The sequence below is a fragment of the Nonomuraea sp. NPDC050478 genome, from assembly GCF_044458265.1.
Classification (GTDB): domain Bacteria; phylum Actinomycetota; class Actinomycetes; order Streptosporangiales; family Streptosporangiaceae; genus Nonomuraea; species Nonomuraea ferruginea.
This window is the reverse complement of sequence record NZ_JBITHT010000005.1, coordinates 240,565-264,021: the sequence shown is the minus strand read 5'-3', so window position 1 is coordinate 264,021 and position 23,457 is coordinate 240,565. Positions and strand designations below refer to the sequence as shown.

Annotated in this window: 18 protein-coding genes; 15 read left to right on the top strand and 3 right to left on the bottom strand. The window is 71.6% G+C overall.

Annotated elements, in window-relative coordinates:
- Positions 1 to 227 precede the first annotated feature (227 nt).
- A complete protein-coding gene (locus ACIBF7_RS26055; RefSeq protein ID WP_397198364.1) occupies positions 228 to 1,877 on the bottom strand; it encodes an asparagine synthetase B family protein in 1,650 nt (549 codons plus the stop codon).
- Positions 1,878 to 1,947: 70 nt separating this feature from the next.
- Between ACIBF7_RS26055 and ACIBF7_RS26050 the strand changes: the two genes are divergently transcribed.
- From ACIBF7_RS26050 to ACIBF7_RS26025, 6 genes are all read left to right on the top strand, one after another.
- Entirely contained in the window at positions 1,948 to 3,789 is a 1,842-nt protein-coding gene (locus tag ACIBF7_RS26050; protein ID WP_397198363.1) for a hypothetical protein, read from the top strand.
- A gap of 22 nt (positions 3,790 to 3,811) precedes the next feature.
- Positions 3,812 to 4,432 carry an anticodon-binding protein gene (locus ACIBF7_RS26045; protein ID WP_397198362.1) on the top strand — a complete coding sequence of 207 codons (621 nt, stop codon included), beginning with the start codon at positions 3,812 to 3,814 and terminating at the stop codon, positions 4,430 to 4,432.
- A 117-nt stretch (positions 4,433 to 4,549) separates the two neighbouring features.
- The gene (gene lysA, locus ACIBF7_RS26040; RefSeq protein WP_148033932.1) at positions 4,550 to 5,932 is read left to right on the top strand and encodes a diaminopimelate decarboxylase; all 1,383 of its coding nucleotides are present in this window, start codon (positions 4,550 to 4,552) and stop codon (positions 5,930 to 5,932) included.
- Positions 5,929 to 7,218, top strand: coding sequence for a homoserine dehydrogenase (locus ACIBF7_RS26035; RefSeq protein ID WP_271275442.1), 1,290 nt, complete (start codon positions 5,929 to 5,931; stop codon positions 7,216 to 7,218). Before lysA ends, ACIBF7_RS26035 begins: the two co-directional genes overlap by 4 nt.
- Positions 7,219 to 7,446: 228 nt before the next feature.
- Positions 7,447 to 8,529: a glycosyltransferase gene (locus ACIBF7_RS26030; RefSeq protein WP_148033931.1), complete on the top strand. Its 1,083-nt coding sequence runs from the start codon at positions 7,447 to 7,449 to the stop codon at positions 8,527 to 8,529.
- A complete protein-coding gene (locus tag ACIBF7_RS26025; RefSeq protein ID WP_397198361.1) occupies positions 8,526 to 10,154 on the top strand; it encodes a glycosyltransferase in 1,629 nt (542 codons plus the stop codon). The genes ACIBF7_RS26030 and ACIBF7_RS26025 overlap by 4 nt, the downstream gene beginning before the upstream one ends.
- A 16-nt stretch (positions 10,155 to 10,170) precedes the next feature.
- Here the strand turns inward: ACIBF7_RS26025 and ACIBF7_RS26020 are convergent, their stop codons facing one another.
- Positions 10,171 to 11,553 (bottom strand): glycosyltransferase family 2 protein, encoded by a 1,383-nt coding sequence (locus ACIBF7_RS26020; protein ID WP_261808806.1) that lies wholly within the window; start codon positions 11,551 to 11,553, stop codon positions 10,171 to 10,173.
- Between the two features lie 251 nt (positions 11,554 to 11,804).
- Between ACIBF7_RS26020 and thrC the strand changes: the two genes are divergently transcribed.
- From thrC to rho, 3 genes are all read left to right on the top strand, one after another.
- Entirely contained in the window at positions 11,805 to 12,863 is a 1,059-nt protein-coding gene (gene thrC, locus ACIBF7_RS26015; RefSeq protein WP_148033928.1) for a threonine synthase, read from the top strand.
- Positions 12,864 to 13,001: 138 nt separating this feature from the next.
- A complete protein-coding gene (thrB, locus tag ACIBF7_RS26010) occupies positions 13,002 to 13,907 on the top strand; it encodes a homoserine kinase (protein ID WP_219551283.1) in 906 nt (301 codons plus the stop codon).
- A 457-nt stretch (positions 13,908 to 14,364) separates the two neighbouring features.
- A complete protein-coding gene (rho, locus tag ACIBF7_RS26005) occupies positions 14,365 to 16,353 on the top strand; it encodes a transcription termination factor Rho (protein ID WP_397198360.1) in 1,989 nt (662 codons plus the stop codon).
- Between the two features lie 50 nt (positions 16,354 to 16,403).
- Here rho and ACIBF7_RS26000 read toward each other — a convergent pair whose 3' ends face one another.
- Complete coding sequence (locus tag ACIBF7_RS26000) at positions 16,404 to 17,438, bottom strand: hypothetical protein (RefSeq protein WP_397198359.1); 1,035 nt, start codon at positions 17,436 to 17,438, stop codon at positions 16,404 to 16,406.
- Between the two features lie 215 nt (positions 17,439 to 17,653).
- Here ACIBF7_RS26000 and rpmE point away from each other — a divergent pair, with 215 nt between their 5' ends.
- The 6 genes from rpmE (at position 17,654) to ACIBF7_RS25970 (ending at position 23,447) form a co-directional block, all read left to right on the top strand.
- Positions 17,654 to 17,872, top strand: a complete 219-nt coding sequence (rpmE, locus tag ACIBF7_RS25995; RefSeq protein WP_148033924.1) for a 50S ribosomal protein L31 — start codon at positions 17,654 to 17,656, stop codon at positions 17,870 to 17,872.
- Between the two features lie 85 nt (positions 17,873 to 17,957).
- On the top strand, positions 17,958 to 19,010 hold the full coding sequence (prfA, locus tag ACIBF7_RS25990) for a peptide chain release factor 1 (protein ID WP_397198358.1): 1,053 nt from the start codon (positions 17,958 to 17,960) through the stop codon (positions 19,008 to 19,010).
- Entirely contained in the window at positions 19,007 to 19,861 is an 855-nt protein-coding gene (prmC, locus tag ACIBF7_RS25985; RefSeq protein ID WP_219551045.1) for a peptide chain release factor N(5)-glutamine methyltransferase, read from the top strand. The genes prfA and prmC overlap by 4 nt, the downstream gene beginning before the upstream one ends.
- 103 nt (positions 19,862 to 19,964) lie before the next feature.
- A complete protein-coding gene (locus ACIBF7_RS25980) occupies positions 19,965 to 20,612 on the top strand; it encodes an L-threonylcarbamoyladenylate synthase (RefSeq protein WP_148033921.1) in 648 nt (215 codons plus the stop codon).
- 88 nt (positions 20,613 to 20,700) lie between these two features.
- Positions 20,701 to 23,073, top strand: coding sequence for a hypothetical protein (locus ACIBF7_RS25975; RefSeq protein WP_397198357.1), 2,373 nt, complete (start codon positions 20,701 to 20,703; stop codon positions 23,071 to 23,073).
- Entirely contained in the window at positions 23,073 to 23,447 is a 375-nt protein-coding gene (locus tag ACIBF7_RS25970; RefSeq protein ID WP_148033919.1) for a hypothetical protein, read from the top strand. The genes ACIBF7_RS25975 and ACIBF7_RS25970 overlap by 1 nt, the downstream gene beginning before the upstream one ends.
- Positions 23,448 to 23,457 lie beyond the last annotated feature (10 nt).

Genomic DNA, 23,457 nt, shown 5'->3' with positions numbered 1-23,457 from the left:
TACCCCGGCGTTCATATCTGGTGACCGCGCCGCGTGGAGTCGTCATCCCTGCGAATCCATGCCCTTGACAGGCCCGGATTTGTGATCCGGTGCCCGCTTGTGCGGCGCTTACGGGCCGAACACTACCAGCCCGTTGGCTTTCCGGAACCCGCTTGTGGTGTGCCAGCTGTAATACCCCGGAGATCCCTGCGTAACCGTGATGTTACTGGCTGTTCTTCTCGGTGTAACTAGAACGGGGCAGAGAGGTCATCCAGGTCGTTTTCGAAGTCACTCAGCCAGAGACCGAAAAGCACCAGCCCGCGCACCCAGAACCGGTCGTTCCATCCGTTGAACCGGGTCAGCGCGTCGGGCCCGTCGGCGACCAGCGCGTGCAGCTCATCCGACAGCAGGCTGGGCACCCGCGTGGCGACCACCCGCAGCATCCGGTGGGAGTAGTCGCGCGCGGGGGCGGCCGTGGAGCGCAGCGCCACCCGCCGCAGCGGCTGCTTGATCACGTTGGTCGAGGGCAGCGCCGCCACCCGCGGGTCGGCGGCGTGCAGCACCTCGCGGTAGAAGCGGCCCTTGTCCTTGCGGGCCACGCCCACCGACAGGGCCGCGTCGAAGAAGTCCGGGTGGATGAACGGCGCCGCGAACGACGCCTCAGGACCCACCAGGTTGACCGCCGAGCGGGCGATGCCGCGCACCGTGCGGGTGTGGAGCACCGACAGCGGCAGCTCGGCCCGGTGGCCGTGGAGCATCGAGGTGGCCGCCGCGAACTGCTCGCGCACCGTCTCGTCGATCCACGCCCCGGCCGCCTCCGACAGGAACGGCTGCGAAGGCGCCCCGAGGCTGAGCGAGCCCAGCACGGCCGCCGACCGCTCGGCCTGGCTGGTGGCCTCCAGGGCGGCGCCGCTGACCATGAAGTTCTTCAGCAGCGGCCCGCCCGCCAGCCCGTCGACCAGGATGCGGCCCGACTTGTGGACCTCCTTGGCGAACGGGGCGTACCACGCGTGGTGCGGCGTCAGGTATTCGAGCCTGCGCGCCACCTCCGCGGCGTCGTCCGGGTACGAGGCCGCGTCCTGTGTGATCACCCGGTGCGGGATGCCCAGCTCGCCGGTGATCGCCCTGGCGAAGGCGATGTCGGTGTCGGTGCCGTCGTCGGGGCTCGTGGTCCACGACTCCACGTCGAACCCCTGGGCCTTGGCCACGCTGCCCAGCAGCCGGGAGTCGTAGCCGCCGCTGATCGGCACCAGCAGCTTGCGGCCGTCGTAGTCCTTGTAGACGTCGTGCAGCAGCTCCACGATCTCGCCCGCGCCGACCCACGTCTCGTAGGGCTCGCTGCGCAGCCAGCGCGGCAGCCTGCGCTCGGTCGACAGCCGCTCGCCGTCCCAGACCAGCGCGCTGGAGCCCGGCAGCCGCCTGATCTCCCGGTAAGGAGTCGCCTCGCCCAGCGGGAACGTCACCCGCAGGATCGACGCCCAGGCCGACCAGTCGATCTCCAGCGGCACCAGGGCCATCAACGGCTGGATCAGGGACGAGAAGTAGACCGCCTCGCCGATCCGTACGTAATAGACGTCGACCAGCCCGAGCGCGCCGGTGTGCAGCGTGGTGCGCGGGCCGTCGCCGATCAGGCCGGGCGTCTCGTACGTCTCCGCGACCGCCATCCAGTCGGCGGCCCGTTCCGAGCGGGCGGCGGGCGGCCTGCGCTCTCCCCAGGAGAACGCGAACGCCTCGCCGGAACGCTGGTAGGGAGGCAGCGGAGCGGAGCTGAACAGCGCCGCCTCGGCCGTCTGGAGCGCGGGGCGCACGCGAGGGCCGGCGGAGGACAGTTTGCCGACGAGGGCGCTGTCGATCCGTCCGAGACCGCCGCAGACATAGGGCCGCACGATGAACTGCACCGGATCTCTTCCCTTCGAGCCGCTTCCCGCAAAAGAGTATCCTTTGCCGGGCTGAGAGACGGAGGTCCAGTTGTCCACCGAGCTGGAGAGCACGCGCAAGGCGCTGCGGGAAGCGGTCGCGCAGGCCGAGCACGCGGCCGAGCTGGCGAGGCTGCTGGACGCGGCGCAGAGCAGGCTGGCCGAGGCCGAGCGGCACGCGGAGGAGGTCAAGGCGCTCGCCGAACGGCTGGCGGGGGCCGAGGAAGACCTGGAGCGCGAGCGCGCCGCCGCCGACAAGCTCCGCAAGGAGCTGGCCGAGCAGCGCTACCAGGCCGAGGTGGCCAACTGGAAGCTCAAGTCGATCAAGGTCGCGCGCTGGAGCAGGCTCGGCGACGCGATCAAGACCGGCAAGAGCAACCCCGTCCGGCTGGCCAAGGAGCTCAAGGGCGCCACCAAGCCGGTGAAGCGGCCCATCGCCCCCAAGCGCAAGCCCGTCGTCGTCCAGCGCAAGGACGACCGGCCTGGCGCCGCCTTCCAGGCCACCACCACGACCCGCACGCTCGCCGGCGAGTCGTTCAAGCTGAGGCCGTTCCGGGTGCCGACCGGCCCCAACACCCGCCCCCACATCACCGCCGCGGTGATCGCCGAGCCGCACGCCGAGGCGCTGCTGCGCTACGAGTGGCGGCAGACCACCGGGTTCACGCCACGCGACTTCGCCAGGGTGCTGCCGCTGGAGGTGCCCCACCTGCTCGTGGTCGAGTCCGTCGCGACCGGGCCGTGGGCCGAGGAGCTGCGCGGCGAGCCGGGCGACGGGCTCAAGGCACTGCTGGCCTGGTGCGCCGAGCGCGGCATCCGCACCGTGTTCTGGCACACCCACGGCGACGTGTCGGCCTACGCCGCCTCCGCCGAGCTGTTCGAGCACCGCTTCACCACCGACCTGACCGTCGGCTGGCCGCGCCTGCAGTTCGGCGTCCAGCCCCGGGTGCACAACCCGCTGCCGCTGTCCGGCGGCCGCATCGACCGGGTGCTCACCCTCGACCAGCTGCTGCCGGGTCACCTGGCCTATCCCGACGTGCTGACCTCCTACCGCTGGCCGGCGGGCGTCGACTGCCCGCCCGGCACGCCCATGTGGCGCCTGGCCGAGATCGCCGCCTGCGGCACCCCGATCGGCTCGGACCCCGACACCCGACGCGCGCACGTCGCGCTGCGGCGCGCCTACGACAGCGGCACCATGACCGAGCGGATCGACGAGCTGCTCGACAAGGTCGGGCTGCCCAGCGCCCGCGCCACCCTCGACACCTCCGTCCTGCTCGTCATCCCCGAGCCAGGGCGGACGGAGCACGCGCTGGCCCAGGTCGCCAGGCAGAGCGGGGTCGCCCAGCTCGTCGTCTTCGGCCCGCCCGAGGCGGGGGAGCGCGCCCGCGACGTGCTGCCCGACGCCGACGTGATCCACCGGCCGCTCCGTCCCGAGCTCACCGTCGGCGCGATGCTCGGGCGCGGGCTCGACCTGTGCGAGGCCGACCTGGTCGCGGTCATGGACCCGCGCGACGTCTACGGCTCCCACTACCTGTCCGACCTGCGGCGCGCCTTCCTGTTCACGACGGCCGACATCGTCGGCAAGGCCGCCTTCTACGCCCACCTGCGCAAGCCGCAGGCCACGCTGCTCAAGCAGCCGGAGGCCGAATACTCCTACCTGCCGGAGATCGCCGGCGCGACCCTGCTCGCCCGCCGCAACCCGCTGCGCGAGCTGGGCTTCGCCGACCTCACCGACGGCTGGGACGAGGTGCTCATGCGCCAGTGCCGCCAGGACGGCGTCAAGGTGTTCGCCGCCGACCGGTTCGGCTACGTCCGGGTGCGCGACGAGGACCGCTGGCTCCTCGGCGCCGCCCACCTCGTGGAGTACGGCTCCGCCGAGCCGCACGCCCTCATCTGACCATGCGCCGGCGGGGGTCCCGGTGATCGCGCGACTGGCGGAGGTGCTCGGGGAGCCGCCGGTCCCTGACGGCACGTGGGAGCGGGAGGCGGCCTACGTCTCGCCCGCCGCGTTGCGGAGCGGGGTGCCGGCGGAGGATCTGGCCGCGCGGCTGCGGGCGCTGCCGGGCGTGACCGGGGCCGAGGCGCTGCCCGGCGGGTTCGTGCGGGTCGTGGTGGCCGTGCCGGGGGCGCTCCTGGACGACTTCGAACCTCCCGCGCTGCCGGAGCCCGCCTGGCCGGACTTCCCCCGTACGTGGGAGAACCCCGGGTTCGTGGTCCGGTACGGGCACGCGCGGGCGGCGGGCGTGCGGCGGTGGGCGCGCGACCTGGGCGTCCCGGAGACCGGCTTCCGGCCCGGCCTGCTGGAGTCCCCGTACGACAGGAAAGTCCTGCGGGTGCTGGCCGAGCTGCCGGGACGGGCGGCGAGCAGGGATCCGGGCTGGGACGCCTACCAGGTGCGGCTGGCGCTGGCGTACCACGACGCGCACGAGCGCGCCCCCGCGGTGCCGATGGGAGACGCGCCGCCGCGGCCGGTGCACACCGCGAGGGTGCGGCTGGCGGCGGCGGTGGAGAGCGTGCTGGCGGGACCGGACCGCATCTAAGATATATCCGGCGAAACAGTAAAAAGACGTAAAATCTTCGCCCGTCGGCCCATGATCGTGTCTCGATAGGTGAGCACCGGGCACGGGCAGACGGGCCGTTCCGATAGCCTCGATCGGGTGAGTCGATTCGCCCACCCAGCCGGGGACCGGCACGCCGAGCCGCCGCCCCACGAGCGCCCTCCGCTGGCGCCCGCCGACCTCAACCGGATCAACCCCGCGATCTGGCCGCGAACGGCCGGCCGGGCCGACGGCGCGCTCACGATCGGCGGGCTGGACATACGCGATCTGGCCCGCGAGTACGGCACCCCGCTGTACGTCCTCGACGAGGACGACGTGCGCTCGCGCATGCGCGACTACGTCACCGCCTTCGCCGGCTCCGACGTCCACTACGCGGGCAAGGCCTTCCTGTGCAAGGAGATGGTCCGCTGGCTGCAGGACGAGGGGCTCGGCCTCGACGTGGCCAGCGGGGGCGAGCTGGCTGTGGCGCTGAGCGTCGGCTTCCCCGCCGAGCGCATCACCCTCCACGGCAACAACAAGTCGTCGGCCGAGCTGAGGCGGGCCCTGGAGGTCGGCGTCGGCCACGTCGTGGTCGACTCCTACGAGGAGATCGCCCGGCTCGGCTACTTCGCCGCCGAGCTCGGCAAGCGGCCTAAGGTCATGATCCGGGTGACCACCGGCGTCGAGGCGCACACCCACGAGTTCATCGCCACCGCCCACGACGACCAGAAGTTCGGCCTGTCGCTGAGCTCCGGCGCCGCCGCCGAGGCCGTGCGCCGCGTCCTGGAGCTGCCGTCGCTGGAGCTGGTCGGCCTCCACTCCCACATCGGGTCCCAGATCGTCGACACGGCCGGGTTCGAGGTGGCCGCCCGCCGCCTCACCGCGCTGCTCGTGCAGATCAAGGAGGAGCACGGCGTCGTGCTGCCCGAGCTCGACCTCGGCGGCGGCTACGGCATCGCCTACGTCGAGGGCGACGAGGCGCTCGACGTCAAGACCATCGCCGACAGCCTGCGCGAGATCGTGCGCAAGGTCTGCACCGACGCCGGGCTGCCCGTGCCCCGCCTCACCGTCGAGCCCGGCCGCGCCATCGTCGGCACCGGCGGCATCACCCTGTACGAGGTCGGCACGGTCAAGGACGTCGAGGGGCTGCGCACGTACGTGAGCATCGACGGCGGCATGAGCGACAACGTCCGCACCGCACTCTACGGCGCCGAATACACCGTCGTGCTGGCCAGCCGCGAGAGCGACGCCGCGCCCATGCTGAGCCGCGTCGTCGGCAAGCACTGCGAGAGCGGCGACATGATCGTGCGCGACTGCTACCTGCCGGCCGACCTGGTGCCCGGCGACCTGGTGGCGGTCGCCGCCACCGGCGCCTACTGCCGTTCCCTGGCCAACAACTACAACTACCTGCCCAAACCTGCCGTGGTCGCCGTCTCCGACGGCCGGTCCCGGGTGATCGTGCGGGGCGAGACCGAGGACGACCTGTTGAGGGGGCAGCTGTGAAACCGTTGAAGGTGGCCCTGCTGGGCTGTGGAGTGGTCGGCTCCCAGGTCATCCGGCTCATGCACGAGCAGCACGACGACCTCGCCGCCCGCGTCGGCGCCCCGTTCGAGATCGCCGGCGTCGCCGTGCGCCGCCTGGGCCGCAAACGCGACGTGGAGGTCGACCCCGGCCTGTTCACCACCGACGCCGAGTCGCTCGTCACCCGCGACGACGTCGACATCGTCATCGAGGTCATCGGCGGCATCGAGCCCGCCCGCTCGCTCATCACCGCCGCGCTGACCCGCGGCAAGTCCGTCGTCACCGCCAACAAGGCGCTGCTGGCCGAAGACGGCGCGAGCCTGTACGAAGCGGCCAGGGCCGGCGGCGGCGACCTCTACTTCGAGGCGAGCGTGGCCGGGGCGATCCCGCTGCTGCGGCCGCTGCGCGAGTCGCTGGCCGGTGACCGCGTCAACCGCGTGCTCGGCATCGTCAACGGCACCACCAACTACATCCTCGACAAGATGGACTCGACCGGCGCGTCCTTCACCGACGCCCTGGAGGAGGCCCAGACCCTCGGCTACGCGGAGGCCGACCCCACCGCCGACGTCGAGGGCTTCGACGCCGCGGCCAAGGCCGCCATCCTGGCGAGCCTCGCCTTCCACAGCCGGGTCACCGCCGAGCAGGTCCACCGCGAGGGCATCACCGAGATCACCGCCACCGACGTGGCCTCCGCCAAGGACATGGGCTACGTCATCAAGCTGCTGGCCATCTGCGCCCGCTCCGACGACGGCCGCTCCATCGGCGTCCGCGTCCACCCCGCCATGATCCCCAGGTCCCACCCGCTGGCCGGGGTGCGCGAGGCCTACAACGCGGTCTTCGTCGAGGCCGAGTCGGCGGGCCAGCTCATGTTCTACGGCAAGGGCGCGGGCGGCGCCCCCACGGCCTCGGCCGTGCTCGGCGACCTGGTGGCCGTCGGCCGCAACCGGCTGGCCGGCGCCCGCGGGCCGCAGGAGTCGACCTACGCGTCGCTGCGCGTGCATCCCATGGGCGAGACCGTCACCCGCTGCCACGTCGCGCTGGACGTCGCCGACAAGCCGGGTGTCCTGGCCCGGGTGGCGGAGCTGTTCGCCAAGCACGACGTGTCCATCCAGACGGTGCGCCAGGAGGGCCACGGCGACGACGCCCAGCTCGTCATCGTCACCCACCGGGCCACCGACGCGGCGCTCTCGGCGACGATGGAGGGGCTGCGCGAGCTCGACATCGTCCGGGCCGTCGCCAGCGTGATGCGCGTCGAGGGCGACGAGTAACCGCGAATCACCGTTTTCATCCCGTGATCGTGAAGAGCTGATCACGGGATGATTTCGTACACTATCCGTGATCTTCTGCGGGAAATGTAACTACGCGTAGAAGATGCTGAATGAGTGCTGTGACCAGCCTTCGGGGTTTCCGGGAAAGAACACCGGATGAGTCCGCTTGTGTAAGAAGCGGCGTAAGGTAGGCGCCGGTCGAGTTTCCGGTCCTCAGGAGCAGCAGCGATGTCCCTCACCCCATGCGGTTTCGCGCGCACGCCGGAGAAAGGGCTTGCCCGCCTGCTCTGGCGTGACGGCGAATGGGTCGTGGACGGGCAGGAGGAGCCCGGGGAGGCGGCGCTGCGGGCGCTGCGCGGGCTCGAAGTCGACTGGCCCGAGCAGCGGGTGCCGCTCGACGGCGTCATGCGCATGGCCGCCGCCGGGGTGCCGCTGACGTCGTCCGGGGCGCCTCCGTGGGTGCCGGAGGAACTGCGGGAGCCGCTCACCGACCACGCCTGGCTGGCGCACGAGCCCGACGGCACCGCGCGGTGCCTGGCCGACCTGCGGCGCGAGGAGCACAGCATCCGTCTGCGCCGCCTGGCCGCGCCTCGCCGGCCCGCGCAGCCGCTGGTCAGCGTGGTGATGGCGACCAAACGGCCGGAGTACGTCGCCTCCGCGCTGGGCCAGATGGCGCGCCAGCGCGGGGTGCGGGCCGAGGTGGTGCTCGGGCTGCACGGGGTCGCGTTCGAGCGGGTGCGGGAGGCCGTCGAGGGCTGCCCGCTGCCGGTGAGCTGGGTGGAGGCGGACGCCGGGGTCCCGTTCGGCGAGGTGCTGAACCGGGCCGCCGCCCGGGCCGGCGGCGACTACGTCACCAAGTGGGACGACGACGACTGGTACGGTCCCGGCCATCTTTCCGATCTGCTCATGGCCGCCGCCTATTCGGGGGCCGACGTGGTCGGCGTGACGGGCGAGTTCTTCTATCTGGAGCCGCTCAACCTGACGATCAGGCGCACGACCTTCGCGAGCGGGGCCTCGTACCCGAGTGAGGTGTGGGCGGATCACATAGCGGGCGGGACGATCTTGCTGTCCCGGGAGAAATTTCAGGAAATAGGGGGGTTTCCTGCCTTGCATTCGGCAGTGGATCGGGAGTTTCTCAAGGCGGCGACCGGTCTCGGCGCGCGGGTGTACCGCACCCACGGGCTCGGGTACGTGCTGCGCCGCGGGCTGAGCGAGCAGCACACCTGGCAGCTGCCGCTGGCCCACTTCGTCAAGGTCGCGGCCAACCAGTGGCACGGCTTCCGTCCCAGCCTGCTGATGGAAGCGGCATGAGGGTACGCAACAACGACTACCGCCCGATCCGGCCCGCCGCGGACTTCGAGCCGGAGCTGCGGGTGAGCGTGGTCATCCCCGCCTACGGCGCCCAGGACAAGCTCGACCTGGTGCTCGCCGGGCTCGCCAGGCAGACCTACCCGGCCGGTCTGACCGAGGTCATCGTCGTCGACAACGGCAGCGACCCGCCCCTGCGGCTGCCCGCCGACTGCCCGCCGGACACCCGGCTGATCCGCTGCGAGACCCCCGGCCGCGGCAGCGCGCGCAACGCCGGGCTGGCCGAGGCCACGGGCGACGTCATCCACTGGCTCGACTCCGACGTGGTGCCGACCGCCGGCGCGATCACGGCGCACATGCGCTGGCACCACGCGGCCCCGTACCTCGCCGTCACCGGCTACATCCGCTTCTCCGAGTCCCCGCTGCCCGAGAAGCTGCCCGACGACATGGAGGCGTACTTCGAGCCGGCCGAGCCGCACGCCTGGATCGTCCGCCTGGTCGAGCGGACCGACGGGCTGACCGACAACGGCGAGCGCCCCTTCAGCCTGCACGTCGGCGGCGCCACCTCCGTCAGCGCCCGGCTGATCGAGGCCGCCGGGCCCATGGACGGCGACCTCGTCCTCGGCCAGGACACCGAGATGGGCTACCGGCTCATGCAGGCGGGGGCCGTGTTCGTGCCCGAACCGGAAGCCCGCGCCTACCATCTTGGCCCCACCATGCGGATGCGCCACAAGGAGCGCATCGACCGGGTCAGCTACGCGTTCATCGGCGACCGCATCCCCGCCTACCGCTGGCTGCGCCGCCATCCGGGCCGCACGTGGAAGATCCCGTACCTGGAGGTCCTGGTCGACGGGACCGCCGGGTACGACACCGTGCGCGCGACCGTGGACGCGCTGCTGGCGGGCACGGCGCACGACCTGCGCGTGGTGCTCGTCGGGCCCTGGGACACGCTCGAACGCGACCGCCGCGCCCCGCTCCGGGACCCGAACCTGGAGCTGGAGCTGGTCCGCGGGCACTACGCGTACGAGCGCCGGGTGCGGCTGGCCGCCGACGACCGCGTCGACCCGGCCGTGCCGTACGTGCTGCGGCTGCCGCCCGGCTGGGCGCCCGGCGAGGACTCCGTGGCCGCGCTGCTCGAACGGGCGCGCACCGAAGGGCTCGGGCTGATCAACATCCTGCTCGACGAGACGCCGGACGGGGTGGTGTCCGCCCGGCTCGAACGCGCCGCGTCCTTCGCCAGGGCCCGCATGCTCGCCGGTCCGGGCGAGGACCTCGACGACGTGGTGGACGAGGTGTCCGGCATCGTCTGGGTGTCCGGTGAGAGCTGCGGTTTCGCCGGCGAACAGCCGGCGCCGCAGGGCCGCCGCAGCGCCTACCGGGCCCGGGTCGCGGCCCAGGCGGAGGCGGAGCGGCTGGCCAAGGAGACCGAGCGGCTGCGGGGCGAGGTGGCCAGGTGGCGCGACGAGGCGGGCAAGTGGCGCAAGAGCGCCGTCGAGTACCGCCGGGAGATCGCCACGCTCCGCAAGGAGGCGGCGGGCCTGCGCCGCGACCTGTCCGCCGCCGACCGCAGCCGGCAGACCCTCCGCACGGCCTTCTCCGCCCGCGTCAAACGCGCCCTCCGCAAGTAGGCGCCTTTCTCGTACGTCAGTCGGGGCGTAGCGCGGATCTGAGGCGGCCCAGGAGGGTGCGGTCGGGGCCGGGGGCCGCCGGGGCCGGGATGGTGACCGGGGCAGGCGGCTGTTCCTTCGGCTGCGGCCAGTAACGGTCGGGGGAGACGCGGCGTACTCCGTGGGTGGTGCCGACGACCGCGTCCGGGTCCTCGCAGGGACCCGACAGGAGCAGGGCGCGGCCCAGCGCGGAGGTGCGCTCCAGCCGGGCCTCGCGGCCGTCCGGCAGGTCCACGACCAGCACGCCCGTCAGGTCCTTCTGCACCGTCTCGATCATCCGCTCCAGCGTGACCCGGTGCAGCGGCACCTCCACCGGCCCCCGGTAACGGAAGGGGATCGGCGCGGGTGTCGGCGCGGCCTCGTCGATGAGCCTGATCCGGTCGTCGTGGCCGAACAGGTCGCGCATCAGCCGCAGGTCGAAGTGCGGGTCCGCCAGCACGGACCGCCGTCCCTCGCGCAGCCGGGACCACGGCCCGACCAGCGTCACCACCACGTCGTGCAGCTTGCCGTCGAGCGCCGCCGAGACCGCGCGCCGCACGTCCGCCTCCGCGGCGCCCGTGACGTCCAGCACCACCTCCACGTACGGCACCAGCCACCGCCGCCCGCGGTCCTTGCGCAGGTCACGCCGGAGCGGGACGCGGTGCGCCAGGTACGGCTCGACGGCCCGCACGGCGCGCTCCCTGTCGCGGTGCTGCGCGGGCAGCCCCAGGTGGACGGCCTGCGCCCGCGTCTCCGGTACGAAGACCACGCCGTGCATCGCCAGCCGGTAGGCGAACTCGGTGTCCTCGCCCCGCAGCACGTTCGGGTCCAGTCCGCCGACTGCGTGGAACACCTCGCGCGGCATGGCGACCGTCGGCCCCGTGCACACGTGGTACGGGTTGCGGCTCTTGCGCAGCCCGTCGGTCTTGGCGATCGTCGCCTCGGTCGAGCTGGCCACCGCCGCGTCCAGGTCGAACAGCTCGTCCAGGCACCGGGCGCCGAACACCTCGCGGGCGGTGAGCGGCGGCGCCTCGACGAACCTCTTCATGCCGATCGTGACCAGGTAGTCGGTCACGTGGTGCCAGCGGGCCATCGCCTCGATGTGCTCACGGCATGGCACCATGTCCGCGTCGAGCCGCTGGATGATCTCGCCGTCGGCGGCCTTGACGCCGGTGTTGACGGCGTTGGAGATGCCCCAGCCGCACTCCGGCCGCACGATCCTGGTGTCGGCCGGGCGGATCTCCGGCAGCACGATGGGCGGCTCGCTGCCGTCGTCGACGACCAGGACCTCCATGAGGTGGCCCGGGTACGTCTGCGCCGCCAGCGCGGCGAGCGTCAGCTCCAGGTGCGGCCCCCCGTGCGCGGGTATCACCACGCTCACGGACAGTGCCGGAGACCAGCAACCCAGCTCGGGTGGCAGCAAGGCCGAATAGTCGTTCTGCGGCAAAGCAGGACGCGCGTTCATGTGGATGACCCCCTGGCGAGACCCTATCGGGAGATGCTGGGAATTTGCTGAATAATGACGTTGCGCGACCCCACTTGTCAGGGTCTTGACAGCTCGCCCCCGCTCAGCACGCACACCCCGCCCACCCCGTACACTCGGTGCGGAACATCGCAGGTAGGGAGTCAAGCATGAGCAGGTCCTGGCGTGGCCTCATCGAGGAGTACCGCGAGCGTCTTCCGGTCACCCCCAAGACGCCCGTCATCACGCTGCTCGAAGGCGGCACGCCGCTGGTGCCAGCGCACCGCGTCTCCGCCCTGACGGGATGCGACGTCTACCTCAAGGTCGAGGGCGCCAACCCGACCGGCAGCTTCAAGGACCGCGGCATGACCATGGCCATCAGCAAGGCCGTGGAAGAGGGCGCCAAGGCCGTCATCTGCGCCTCCACCGGCAACACCTCCGCCTCGGCCGCCGCCTACGCCGTGCGCGCCGGTCTCACCTGCGCCGTCCTGGTGCCGCGCGGCAAGATCGCGATGGGCAAGCTCGCCCAGGCGCTCGTCCACGGCGCGACGCTGCTGCAGGTCGAGGGGTCGTTCGACGACTGCCTGGAGATGACGCGCAAGCTGTCGTCCAACTACCCGATCGCGCTGGTCAACTCCGTCAACCCGTTCCGCCTCCAGGGACAGAAGACGGCCGCGTTCGAGATCGTCGACGCGCTCGGCGACGCCCCCGACATCCACTGCATCCCGGTGGGCAACGCGGGCAACATCTCCGCCTACTGGATGGGCTACCAGGAGTACGCCGCGGACGGCCTGGCCGCCAGGCGGCCGCGCATGTTCGGCTTCCAGGCCAGCGGCGCCGCGCCCATCGTCGACGGCGCGCCCGTGTCCCACCCGCACACCATCGCCACCGCCATCCGCATCGGCAACCCCGCCTCCTGGCAGCTCGCCACGGCGGCCAGAGACGAGTCCGGCGGCCTGATCCACAAGGTGACCGACCGGCAGATCGCGGCCGCCTACAAGCTGCTGGCCCAGGAAGAGGGCGTCTTCGTCGAGCTGGCCTCGGCGGCCAGCGTGGCGGGCCTGCTCCAGGCGCACGCCGAGGGCCTCGTCGACCCGGGGCAGCGGATCGTCTGCACCGTCACGGGCAACGGGCTGAAGGACCCCGACTGGGCCATCTCCGGCGCGCCCGCCCCGATCACCATCCCCATCGACGTCCACGCCGCCGCCTCGGCGCTCAGCCTGGCCTGACCCTCGCGCGGCACGGTGTTCCCGCGTCCGGGCGGCGGTCGCGGGAGAAGAGGGATGGCATGACGGGGATGTGCGTGCGAGAGGCATGAAGAGCCTTCGCGTTCCGGGGGCCGCGTGGTCCGCGGGGAAAGGTGAGAAATGAGCACCGTCGAGGTACGCGTGCCCGCCACGTCCGCCAATCTCGGGCCGGGGTTCGACACGCTCGGGCTGGCGCTGACGCTGTACGACCACGTCGAGGCCACGCTCACCGACGAGCCCGGCGTGACGGTGGCCGTCGAGGGCGAGGGCGCGGGGACGGTCGACACCGGCGAGGGCAACCTGATCGTCAGGGTGATGCGCAGGACGTTCGACCGGATGGGCGTCCCCCAGCCGGCCGGGATCCGGCTGCGGTGCCGTAACCGGATCCCGCACGCGCGCGGGCTCGGCAGCTCGTCCGGCGCCATCTGCGCGGGCATCCTGGCCGCGCGGGCGCTGGGCGGCGGCGGGCTGAGCGACGACGCGGTGTACGCGCTCGCCACCGAGATCGAAGGCCACCCCGACAACGTCGCTCCGTGCCTGGCCGGCGGCCTGACGATCGCATGGAGCGAGCATGACGGAGCACCACGTATGGTGAAGCTGACGCCCGACGCGGGCATCCGCCCCGTCGCGATCGTTCCACCGGTACGACTGGACACGGAGACCGCTCGGGGGTTGCTGCCGAAGGACGTGCCCCACAAGGACGCCTCCTTCAACACCGGCCGGGCCGCGTTGCTGATCGCGGCGCTGACCCGACGTCCGGATCGGGAGCTGCTGCTCGCCGCCACCGAGGATCGTCTGCACCAGCCCTACCGCGCGCCTGCCATGCTGGAGAGCGCGGATCTGGTAGAACGGCTCCGTGCAGTGGGCGTGCCCGCCGTCGTTTCGGGAGCGGGTCCCACGGTCCTTGCGTTTTCGACATCGGATTCGCAGGATTTGATCGCGCCAGAAGTGGGTAGTGACTGGCACATCCAGCTAATGGACGTCGACCCAGTTGGTGCGAACGTTCAGTTCCCCGAGACACGCTGATGCCTCTCTAGACCTTCAGGGAATAGCCGTGTGCGCTGGTGATGTTAGGCTGATAGCCGCACCAGGTGCCCCCTTGTTGGGTGCGTGCTTGTCAGCCACACATCGTTGCATCATGCTTCACGTCGCGAGGCGTGAGCAGCGCGGCTGTCTCCCCGGAATCCGTCGCCTCCGGTTGGCCCACACCCGGTTGGCCCGACGTGAGGTGGCGACGACGGGGACTCGCGCGTTCGATCACCTCGACATCTGGTTGTCGGCAGCAATCTGGGGGGTGTCATCCACGCGCCACCGTCCTGTGGCGGCCTGGACGAGCCCCTCGCCAAGAGTGGCGACCGTCCCCAGCGGCGGCCGAAGATCGCAAACGTGCACCCCGACCCGGTCTGTCCCGCCGGATCGCAAGCACCTCCGGGACGCCCGGTCGAACGAAGCCGGGGCCCGACCCCTGGGAAGGACCTTTTAGTTGAGCGACACCACCGAACTCCTCTCCGACGCAACAGGCACATCTGCGGCGTCCGGCGACACCCCCACTCGCGCCGCGGCCAAGCCCCGCGCGCGTCGCTCCGGCACGGGCCTGTCGGCCAAGGTGCTGCCCGAGCTGCAGAAGATGGCTGCTGAGCTGGGCATCAGCGGGACCGGGCGGATGCGGAAGAGCCAGCTCATCGCGGCCATCCAGGAGAAGCAGGGTGGCGGTTCCGGAGAAGGCGCGGCGGCTCCCGCCGCCGAGGCACCCGCCGCGGCCGACGCGGCGCCCGCCACGGAGCGACCTACCCGGACGCGCAGGGAACGCTCCCGCGCCAAGACCGCCGAAGAGCCCGCTCCGCAGGCCGCCGAGCCGGTGGCCGCCGCGGCCACCGTGACCGCGCCCGCCGAGCCCGTCGCGGCTCCGGCCGAGCCCGTCGTCGAGCAGCCCGCGCAGCCCGCGGCGGACGCCCATCAGGGCGACTCCCGTGGCGAGCGCGGTGAGAGCCGGCGCGAGCGCCGCAGCCGTGGCGAGCGCCGCGAACGCGGCAACGACCGCGGCGACCGTGGCAACGACCGTGGCAGTGACCGTGGCAGTGACCGTGGCGGCGACCGTGGCGGCGACCAGCGCGTCGCCGACTCGGGCAGCCGAGGCGACCAGCGGGGTAGTGACCAGCGCGGTAGCGACCAGCGTGGCAGTGACCAGCGTGGGGGCGACCAGCGCGGTGGCGACCAGCGGGGCGACGGCGACGACGACCGCGGTGGCCGTGGCCGCCGGGGCCGGTTCAGGGAGCGCAACCGCGGTCGCGGCCGCGACCGCTTCGACAGCAGCGAGCCCGTGATCGGCGAGGACGACGTCCTCATCCCGATCGCCGGCATACTCGACATCCTCGACAACTACGCCTTCGTGCGCACCAGCGGCTACCTGCCGGGCAGCAACGACGTGTACGTCTCGCTCGCCCAGATCCGCCGCAACGGCCTGCGCAAGGGCGACGTCGTCACCGGAGCCGTGCGCCAGCCGCGCGATGGCGAGCGACGCGAGAAGTTCAACGCCCTGGTCCGCCTCGACACGGTCAACGGCATGGACCCGGAGCAGGCCCGCAACCGGCCCGACTTCAACAAGCTGACCCCGCTCTACCCGCAGGAGCGCCTGCGCCTGGAGACCGAGCCGAACATCCTCACCACGCGGATCATCGACCTCGTCTCCCCGATCGGCAAGGGCCAGCGCGGTCTCATCGTCTCGCCGCCGAAGGCCGGCAAGACGATGGTGCTGCAGGCGATCGCCAACGCGATCACCCACAACAACCCCGAGTGCCACCTCATGGTCGTCCTCGTCGACGAGCGGCCTGAAGAGGTCACCGACATGCAGCGTTCGGTCAAGGGCGAGGTCATCCACTCGACCTTCGACCGTCCCGCCGAAGATCACACCACGGTCGCGGAGCTGGCGATCGAGCGCGCGAAGCGCCTGGTGGAACTCGGCCATGACGTGGTCGTCCTGCTCGACTCGATCACCCGCCTCGGCCGTGCCTACAACCTGGCGGCCCCGGCGTCCGGGCGCATCCTGTCGGGTGGTGTCGACTCCACCGCCCTCTACCCGCCCAAGCGCTTCTTCGGCGCGGCCCGCAACATCGAGAACGGCGGCTCGCTGACGATCCTCGCCACGGCCCTTGTCGAGACCGGGTCCAAGATGGACGAGGTCATCTTCGAGGAGTTCAAGGGCACCGGCAACATGGAGCTCAAGCTCAACCGGTCCCTGGCCGACAAGCGCATCTTCCCCGCGGTGGACGTCGACGCGTCCGGCACCCGTAAGGAAGAGATCCTCATGGCGAGGGAAGAGCTCCAGATCGTCTGGAAGCTGCGCCGGGTGCTGCACGCGCTCGACATGCAGCAGGCGCTGGAGCTGCTCCTCGACCGCATGAAGGAGACCAAGTCCAACGCGGAGTTCCTGCTCCAGGTGCAGAAGACCACGGTCAACAACGACCGCGACTAGCGGCTGACGCGCGACGGGCGGCGGGGGCGACCCCGCCGCCCGTTCCGTCTCTAGCGGACGTCCACGAGCCGCTGCGGCGACAGCGCGGCGCTGGTCCTGCTCGTGCCGGCCGACTTCACCTGGTAATAGCCGTCCCTGCCGGCCTTGAAGGACCTGGTGTAGCGGCCGGTGGAGTTGGTGGTCGCGTATCCGGCGAGGCGATACTTCGCGGCGCCCACGGCCTTGAAATAGATGCGGACCTTCTTGCGCTTGTACGGCCTGCCGTCGCGGTACACCTTGCCGTGCACGCGGAACCACCGGCCCTTGCCGACTCGCTTCGGCACGCCGACGGTGACCCTGGCGCCGGCCTTGGCCGGGGTGCCGGCGGCGGGTTTCGTGACGGTGAAGGAGAGCAGGCTCCTCAGCGTCTCGCCGCCGCGGGTGGCGTGCACCTGCAGCGTCCACTCGCCGGGCGGGCTGTGGTCGCCGAAGTACGTGACGCCGCGGTGGACGCCGTTCGACTCCCTGGCGAGGGTGCCGAGGTCGTAGTAGGCGGTGGAGCTCTCGGCGACCAGCTTGGCCGTGACCGTCTCCGAGCCCTTGACCTTGACCTCGACGCTCACCTTGACGTCCTTGCCCCTGACCAGCTTGACGGGGGAGGGGCTGACCGTCGCCCCGGTGATGGCCTGCCTGGCGGCGACCTGCACGGTGAGGTCGTTGGCCCGCGGGGCGCCGCCGCGCGTGACCTCGGCGGTCAGCCGCCACGCGCCCGCCGGGTCGCCGGGCGCGACGGTCCACTTCCCGGTGACGGTGGCCGAGCCGGGCCTGAGGTCGAACGTGACCCGGCGCCGCTGCTTGCCCGGCGGCACGATCCAGCCGGTGACGCGCTCGACCGTGTCCGGGTCCTTCAGTTTGAGCGTCGCCCTGGCCTCCGCGTCGGCGTGGGCGGGCACGTACGCGACCGCCTGGACCTCCCCCGTGAAGTCCGGGACCGTGGAGACCTGCCCGTACCGCGTGCCGGCCTGCGCGGACGGCACCCCCGTGCCCGTGAGGAGCAGCGCCGCCCCCGTGGCGGCCGCGAGCAGCGACCGTGCCCTGCCTGTCATCTGATGACGTCCCCCGTCCGATCGATGATGTGCGGGAGCCTAGTGTGACCGGCGGCGCGGGTCGTCATCAAGATCGGGTGGAATGCCTGGCGGCGCTGGACGGTTGAAGGATCTGGCACACTGGTAGCTGACCGATTTTCGCGGTACCGGCTCCCGCCCCTGCGCTCCGTCGCACCTTGTCTGGCGACCCGGCGACCGCACCCGAAAGGACAGCCATGAAGCGCGACATCCACCCTGACTATCACGTGACGCAGGTGACCTGCTCCTGCGGCAACACGTTCACCACCCGCAGCACCGCCAAGAACGGCGTGATCCACGCCGACGTCTGCTCTGCCTGCCACCCCTTCTACACCGGCAAGCAGAAGATCCTCGACACCGGCGGCCGGGTGGCGCGTTTCGAGAAGCGCTTCGGCAAGAAGGCCTCGGGCAAGTAGCTTCACCGACGCCGGCCCGACGCACGACCGTGCGGCGGGCCGGCGTTCTTGGTTCGAACACAGCCCACACACGAAGGACCCGACGGTGAACCTCGACGAGTTGCTCAAGGAATACTCCGAGCTGGAGCTGCAGCTCGCCGACCCCGCCGTGCACGCCGACCAGAGCATGGCCCGCACGCTCGGCAGGCGCTACTCCCAGCTCACCCCCATCGTCGCCACCTACCGCGAGCTGGAGACGGCCCGCGACGACCTGACCGCGGCCAGGGAGCTGGCGGGCGAGGACGAGGGGTTCGCGGCCGAGGCGGCGGAGATCGAGGAGCGCATCCCCAAGCTCGAAGAACGGCTCAAACACCTGCTGATCCCGCGTGATCCCAACGATGACAAGGACATCATCATGGAGATCAAGGCGGGCGAGGGCGGTGAGGAGTCCGCGCTGTTCGCCGGCGACCTGCTGCGCATGTACCTCCGCTACGCCGAGCGGATCGGCTGGAAGACCGAGATCATCGACAGTCAGCCGTCCGACCTGGGCGGCTACAAGGACGTCACGGTCGCGATCAAGGCCAAGGGCGACGAGGGCGTGTGGTCCAGGCTCAAGTTCGAAGGCGGCGTCCACCGCGTGCAGCGGGTGCCCGTCACCGAGTCGCAGGGCCGCATCCACACCAGCGCCGCCGGCGTGCTCGTCTACCCGGAGGCCGAGGAGGTCGAGGTCCAGATCGACCCCAACGACCTGCGCATCGACGTCTACCGCTCCAGCGGCCCCGGCGGGCAGAGCGTCAACACCACCGACTCGGCGGTCCGCATCACCCACCTGCCGACCGGCGTGGTCGTCTCCTGCCAGAACGAGAAGAGCCAGCTGCAGAACAAGGAGTCGGCGCTGCGCATCCTGCGCGCCCGGCTGCTGGCCGTGGCGCAGGAGCAGGCCGACGCCGCCGCGCAGGCCGAACGCAAGTCGCAGGTGCGCACCGTCGACCGCTCCGAGCGGGTTCGCACGTACAACTTCCCGGAAAACCGCATCTCCGACCACCGCGTCGGCTTCAAGGCGTATAACCTCGACCAGGTTCTCGACGGTGAACTCAACGCCGTCACCCAGTCCCTCATCGACGCCGAGATGGCGGAGAAGCTCGCACAACACTCATGACATTTCTGCTGGACGAGATCGCCCTCGCCACCGCCCGGCTGGCGGAGGCGGGTGTGCCGTCACCGCGCACCGACGCCGAGGAGATCGCGGCGTTCGTCCACGGCGTGCGCAGGAGCCAACTGCACGCCGTGAAGGACGCCGACTTCGACGCGCTGTTCTGGGAGGGCGTCGCGCGGCGTGAGGCCCGCGAGCCGCTCCAGCACATCACCGGCCGCGCGTACTTCCGCTACCTCGACCTGGAGGTCGGGCCGGGGGTCTTCGTGCCGCGCCCCGAGACCGAGGTGATGACCGGCTGGGCGATCGAGACGCTGCGCGAGATGGACGTGACCGCGCCGCTCGTCGTCGACCTCGGCACCGGCTCGGGCGCGATCGCCCTGTCGATCGCCCAGGAGGTGGCGCTGTCCGAGGTGCACGCCGTGGAGGTCGACCCCGACGCCTACACCTGGGCCAAGCGCAACATCTCCGAGCACGGCCAGGGCCGCACCCACCTGCACCCCGAGGACCTCGCCGCCGCCCTGCCCGAGCTGAACGGCAGGGTCGACCTGGTCATCTCCAACCCGCCGTACATCCCGCCCGGCGCGGTGCCGCGCGACCCCGAGGTGCGCGACTACGACCCGGTACGCGCCCTCTACGGCACCGGCGACGACGGGCTCGGCGAGGTGCGGGCGGTCGAGCTCACCGCGCGGCGCCTGCTGCGCCCCGGCGGCTGGGTCGCCGTCGAGCACGCCGACGAGCAGGGCAGGGACGTCTACCTGCAGTTCTCGGAAGACAACGGCTGGCGTGACGTACGGCTACGGCAGGATCTCACCCGCAGAGACCGATTCGTCACCGCCAGGCTGGGCCAGGACTAGGATGCACGCGAAGCGGCGCGGCCTTCTCCGGACGACGCCGAACATGACGGAAGGAGGAGGCCTCGTAGAGCGCCGCTCGCGAGCGGAGTGAGGCAATGAGACCGTGACAAAGCGCTTTGACTGCAGCGATCTCGAACAGCGGGCCGAGGGCCTGCGAGAGGCGGCCGCCGCCGTCCGGCGCGGCGAGCTCGTCGTGCTGCCCACCGACACGGTGTACGGGATCGGCGCCGACGCCTTCACCCCCGCCGCCGTCACCGCGCTGCTGGACGCCAAGGGCCGCGGCCGCGACATGCCGCCGCCCGTCCTCGTCGGCACCGTACGGGCGGCCAACGCGCTCGTCGAGGACCTCGGACCGTACGGGCAGGACCTGATAGACGCGTTCTGGCCGGGGCCGCTGACCATCGTCTGCAAGGCGAACCGCGCCCTGTCGTGGGACCTCGGCGACACCAAGGGCACGGTCGCGCTGCGCATGCCGCTCCACCCGGTGGCGCTCGACCTGCTCAAGGAGACCGGCCCGATGGCCGTCTCCAGCGCCAACCGCTCGGGCATGGCGGCCGCCGCCACCGCGGCGGAGGCGGAGGAGCAGCTCGGCGACTCGGTCGCGGTCTACCTCGACGGCGGCAAGACCACCGACAACACCCCGTCGTCGATCCTCGACCTGACCACCGCCGTGCCCCGGCTCCTGCGCCGCGGCGCCATCCCGGTCGAGAAGCTGCGCGGCATCATCGGGTACGTCGCGACCGACGGCTGACCGATACCGTCTGCTTATCCCGCCTGCGCTGTGGGTGGTGGCGAGAATACGGTGAGACCCGGGAGCTAGCGACGTCCGGGAGTGGCCCATGGGCAAGTTCGACGGCATGGATCCCCAGCTGGTCCGCGAGCTGCTGGCGGAGACGAAACAGGCGGCCGTCGAGCTGCGCCAGGTGGAGGGGCGCGTCTCGCAGATCATGTCCAGGGCGGGCCTCGCGACCCAGACCACCCATCGGCCCGTCCAGGTGGCGGACTCCGCGGACCGGATGGTCAAGGACGTCTCCGCCCGGCTGGACCTCCTCGAGAAGCGCGCCGCCGGCGAGTCCCGTTCTGGCGACTCCCGCCGCACGGACCCTCCCACCGACAAACCAGGCACCGACCCAAAGCCCGACAAATCCAACCCAGACACGGACGCCCGCGACGGGAAGCCGGACGGGAACGTGCGGGACGGGAAACCCGACGGGGGCAAGCCGGACGCGGACGCGCGGGGCGACAAGCCCGATGGGGGCAAGCCGGACGCTGACAGCCGCGGCGAGAAGCCGGACCCGGGCAAGCCTGACGCGGACGCCCGCAGTGAGAAGCCGGACGCGGATGCGCGGGGCGAGAAGCCGGATGGGGGCAAGCCTGACGCGGGTACGCCTGAGGAGAAGCCGGACGCGGACGCTCGTGGTGAGAAGCCGGATGCGGACGGCCGGGACGGGAAGCCGGACGCGGATGCCCGGGACGGGAAGCCGGACGGGGACGCGCGGGACGGGAAACCCGATGGGGGCAAGCCCGACGCCGGTACCCCTGAGGATAAGCCTGACGCCGACGCTCGTGGTGAGAAGCCCGATGTGGATCGGCCCGAGGCCAAGCCCGGTGAGGACGGGAAGTGCGACGACGGCGCCACGGCCCGAGAGGACAAGCCCGTTACCGGTACCCCCGAGGAGAAGCCTGACGCCGACGCTCGTGGTGAGAAGCCCGATGTCGCTACTCCTGAGGAGAAGCCGGACGCCGATGCCCGCGGTGAGAAGCCGGATGCGGATCGGCCTGAGGCCAAGCCCGGTGAGGACGGGAAGTGTGACGACGGCGTCCCGGGACGAGAGGGCAAGCCCGACGTCGGTACTCCTGAGGAGAAGCCGGATGCCGACGCTCGTGGTGAGAAGCCCGACGCGGATACAGGCGAGAAGCCGGACGCGATAGGCCAGGAGAAGCCGGACGCGGACCGGTCCGAGACGAAGCCCAGGGAGGATGGCCGACGGGACGGGGCGTGCGATGGCGAGCCTGGGACCCAGAAGCCTGATGCCGGTGGACAGCGGGACGGAAACACGCAGGGCATCGCCGACACCCCCCGTAAGGATCACCCGGACGACATCGAGACCGGCAGGCCAAAGGTCGTCGAGATCGACGGGGTCAAGGTGGTCCAGGTGCCCATCGACCCGCCCACCGCGAAGGAGCTGGAGAGTCTCCTGGAGAACCTCGACCAGGTCCAGCCGGCCGACACGCCCTCCGTCGGCGGCCCCTGCGACGACGGCACCTCCCAGGACACCCGCCCACCGGATCAGGGACGCGCCACCCCCGACGAGGGACGCGCCACGCCGGATCAGGGACGCGCGACGCCCGACGAGGGACGGACGACGCCCGACCAGGGACGCGCCACGCCAGACCAGGGGCGCGCCACGCCTGACGAGGGACGGACGACGCCCGATCAGGGACGCGCGACGCCCGACACGCCTGGGACCGGCCAGGATGCCCCCTCAAGGGGTGGCGACACCGGGCTGGTCGTTCCACCCACCCCACCCCCTGATGACGCCGCCACGGCCGCTGTGAGCGCCAGCGCTCCGCCGCCTGACGGCGCCGTCTCGTCCGGCGACGGTTCGCGTACCGAGGGCGCGGTCTCGTACGACGCAGGCTCACGTCGTGACGATGCGGTCTTGCACGGCCAGGGCTCGCGTCCGGACGGTGGTGTCTCATATGGAGAGGGTTCGCGTACCGAGGGCGCGGTCTCGTACGGAGAAGGCTTGAGCCGTGACGGCGTTGTCTCGTACGGAGAGGGTTCGCGACCCGAGGGTGCGGTCTCGTACGGCGAGGGGTTAGCCCGTGACGACGTCGTCTCGTACGGCGAGGGCTCTCGCACCGAGGGTGCGGGCTCGTACGGCGAGGGCTCGCGTCCCGGCGGCAGCGTCTCGTACGGCGAGGACTTAGGCCGTGACGACGTTGTCTCGTACGGAGAGGGCTCACGTACCGAGGGTGCGGGCTCGTACGGCGAGGGTTTGCGGCCGGGTGTGGTGGCGGGGGAGGGTGCGGCGCCGAGTGAGGAGGAGCTGCGGGAGCTCATCGCGCGGGCCGCGGGCGTTCCGTCCATGGAGATGCCGTCCGTCGAGGGCGCGGAGGGGGAGTGGGGCCCGGGGGCCGACGGTCCGCCGGGGCAGGTCGAGCCCGGTGGTCCGCGGCGAGGCGATGACGATGGGAGGAGTGCCTGATGTACGTGGATCCGCCCGCGCCGCGGCCCCGTGAGCTGGGGGAGATGCCGCCCGCCACCGCGACCGGTCCGCTCGACGAGCAGCCGCGGGTGTGGGAGTTCAACCCTGAGTACCAGCGGCTGGTCACCGCGTGGCAGGAGGCCCTGCCCCTGCTCGACAAGCTGTCCAAGGCCCTGGACAAGCCCTACGCCAAGGCCAGGAGCCCGCAGACCTGGGACGCCCCGGTGGGGTCGCGCTACGTCGAGGACATCGGCCAGTGGCGCACCAGGCTCGGCCTCTACCGTCAGGCCGTGCTCACGGCCATCAGCGACGAGGCCGCCGACACGCCCCGGTGGATCCCGGCTCCGGCGGGGGCGCCGCACGCCTTCTCCTGAGAAGGAGTGC

What these genes read in the sequence shown, in the direction of transcription:
- ACIBF7_RS26030 (WP_148033931.1), top strand. Translation starts at nt 7,447, where the DNA reads ATGTCCCTCACCCCATGCGGTTTCGCGCGCACGCCGGAGAAAGGGCTT.
- ACIBF7_RS26025 (WP_397198361.1), top strand. Translation starts at nt 8,526, where the DNA reads ATGAGGGTACGCAACAACGACTACCGCCCGATCCGGCCCGCCGCGGAC.
- thrC (WP_148033928.1), top strand. Translation starts at nt 11,805, where the DNA reads ATGAGCAGGTCCTGGCGTGGCCTCATCGAGGAGTACCGCGAGCGTCTT.
- thrB (WP_219551283.1), top strand. Translation starts at nt 13,002, where the DNA reads ATGAGCACCGTCGAGGTACGCGTGCCCGCCACGTCCGCCAATCTCGGG.
- ACIBF7_RS26000 (WP_397198359.1), bottom strand. Translation starts at nt 17,438, where the DNA reads ATGACAGGCAGGGCACGGTCGCTGCTCGCGGCCGCCACGGGGGCGGCG.
- rpmE (WP_148033924.1), top strand. Translation starts at nt 17,654, where the DNA reads ATGAAGCGCGACATCCACCCTGACTATCACGTGACGCAGGTGACCTGC.
- prmC (WP_219551045.1), top strand. Translation starts at nt 19,007, where the DNA reads ATGACATTTCTGCTGGACGAGATCGCCCTCGCCACCGCCCGGCTGGCG.
- ACIBF7_RS25975 (WP_397198357.1), top strand. Translation starts at nt 20,701, where the DNA reads ATGGGCAAGTTCGACGGCATGGATCCCCAGCTGGTCCGCGAGCTGCTG.
- ACIBF7_RS25970 (WP_148033919.1), top strand. Translation starts at nt 23,073, where the DNA reads ATGTACGTGGATCCGCCCGCGCCGCGGCCCCGTGAGCTGGGGGAGATG.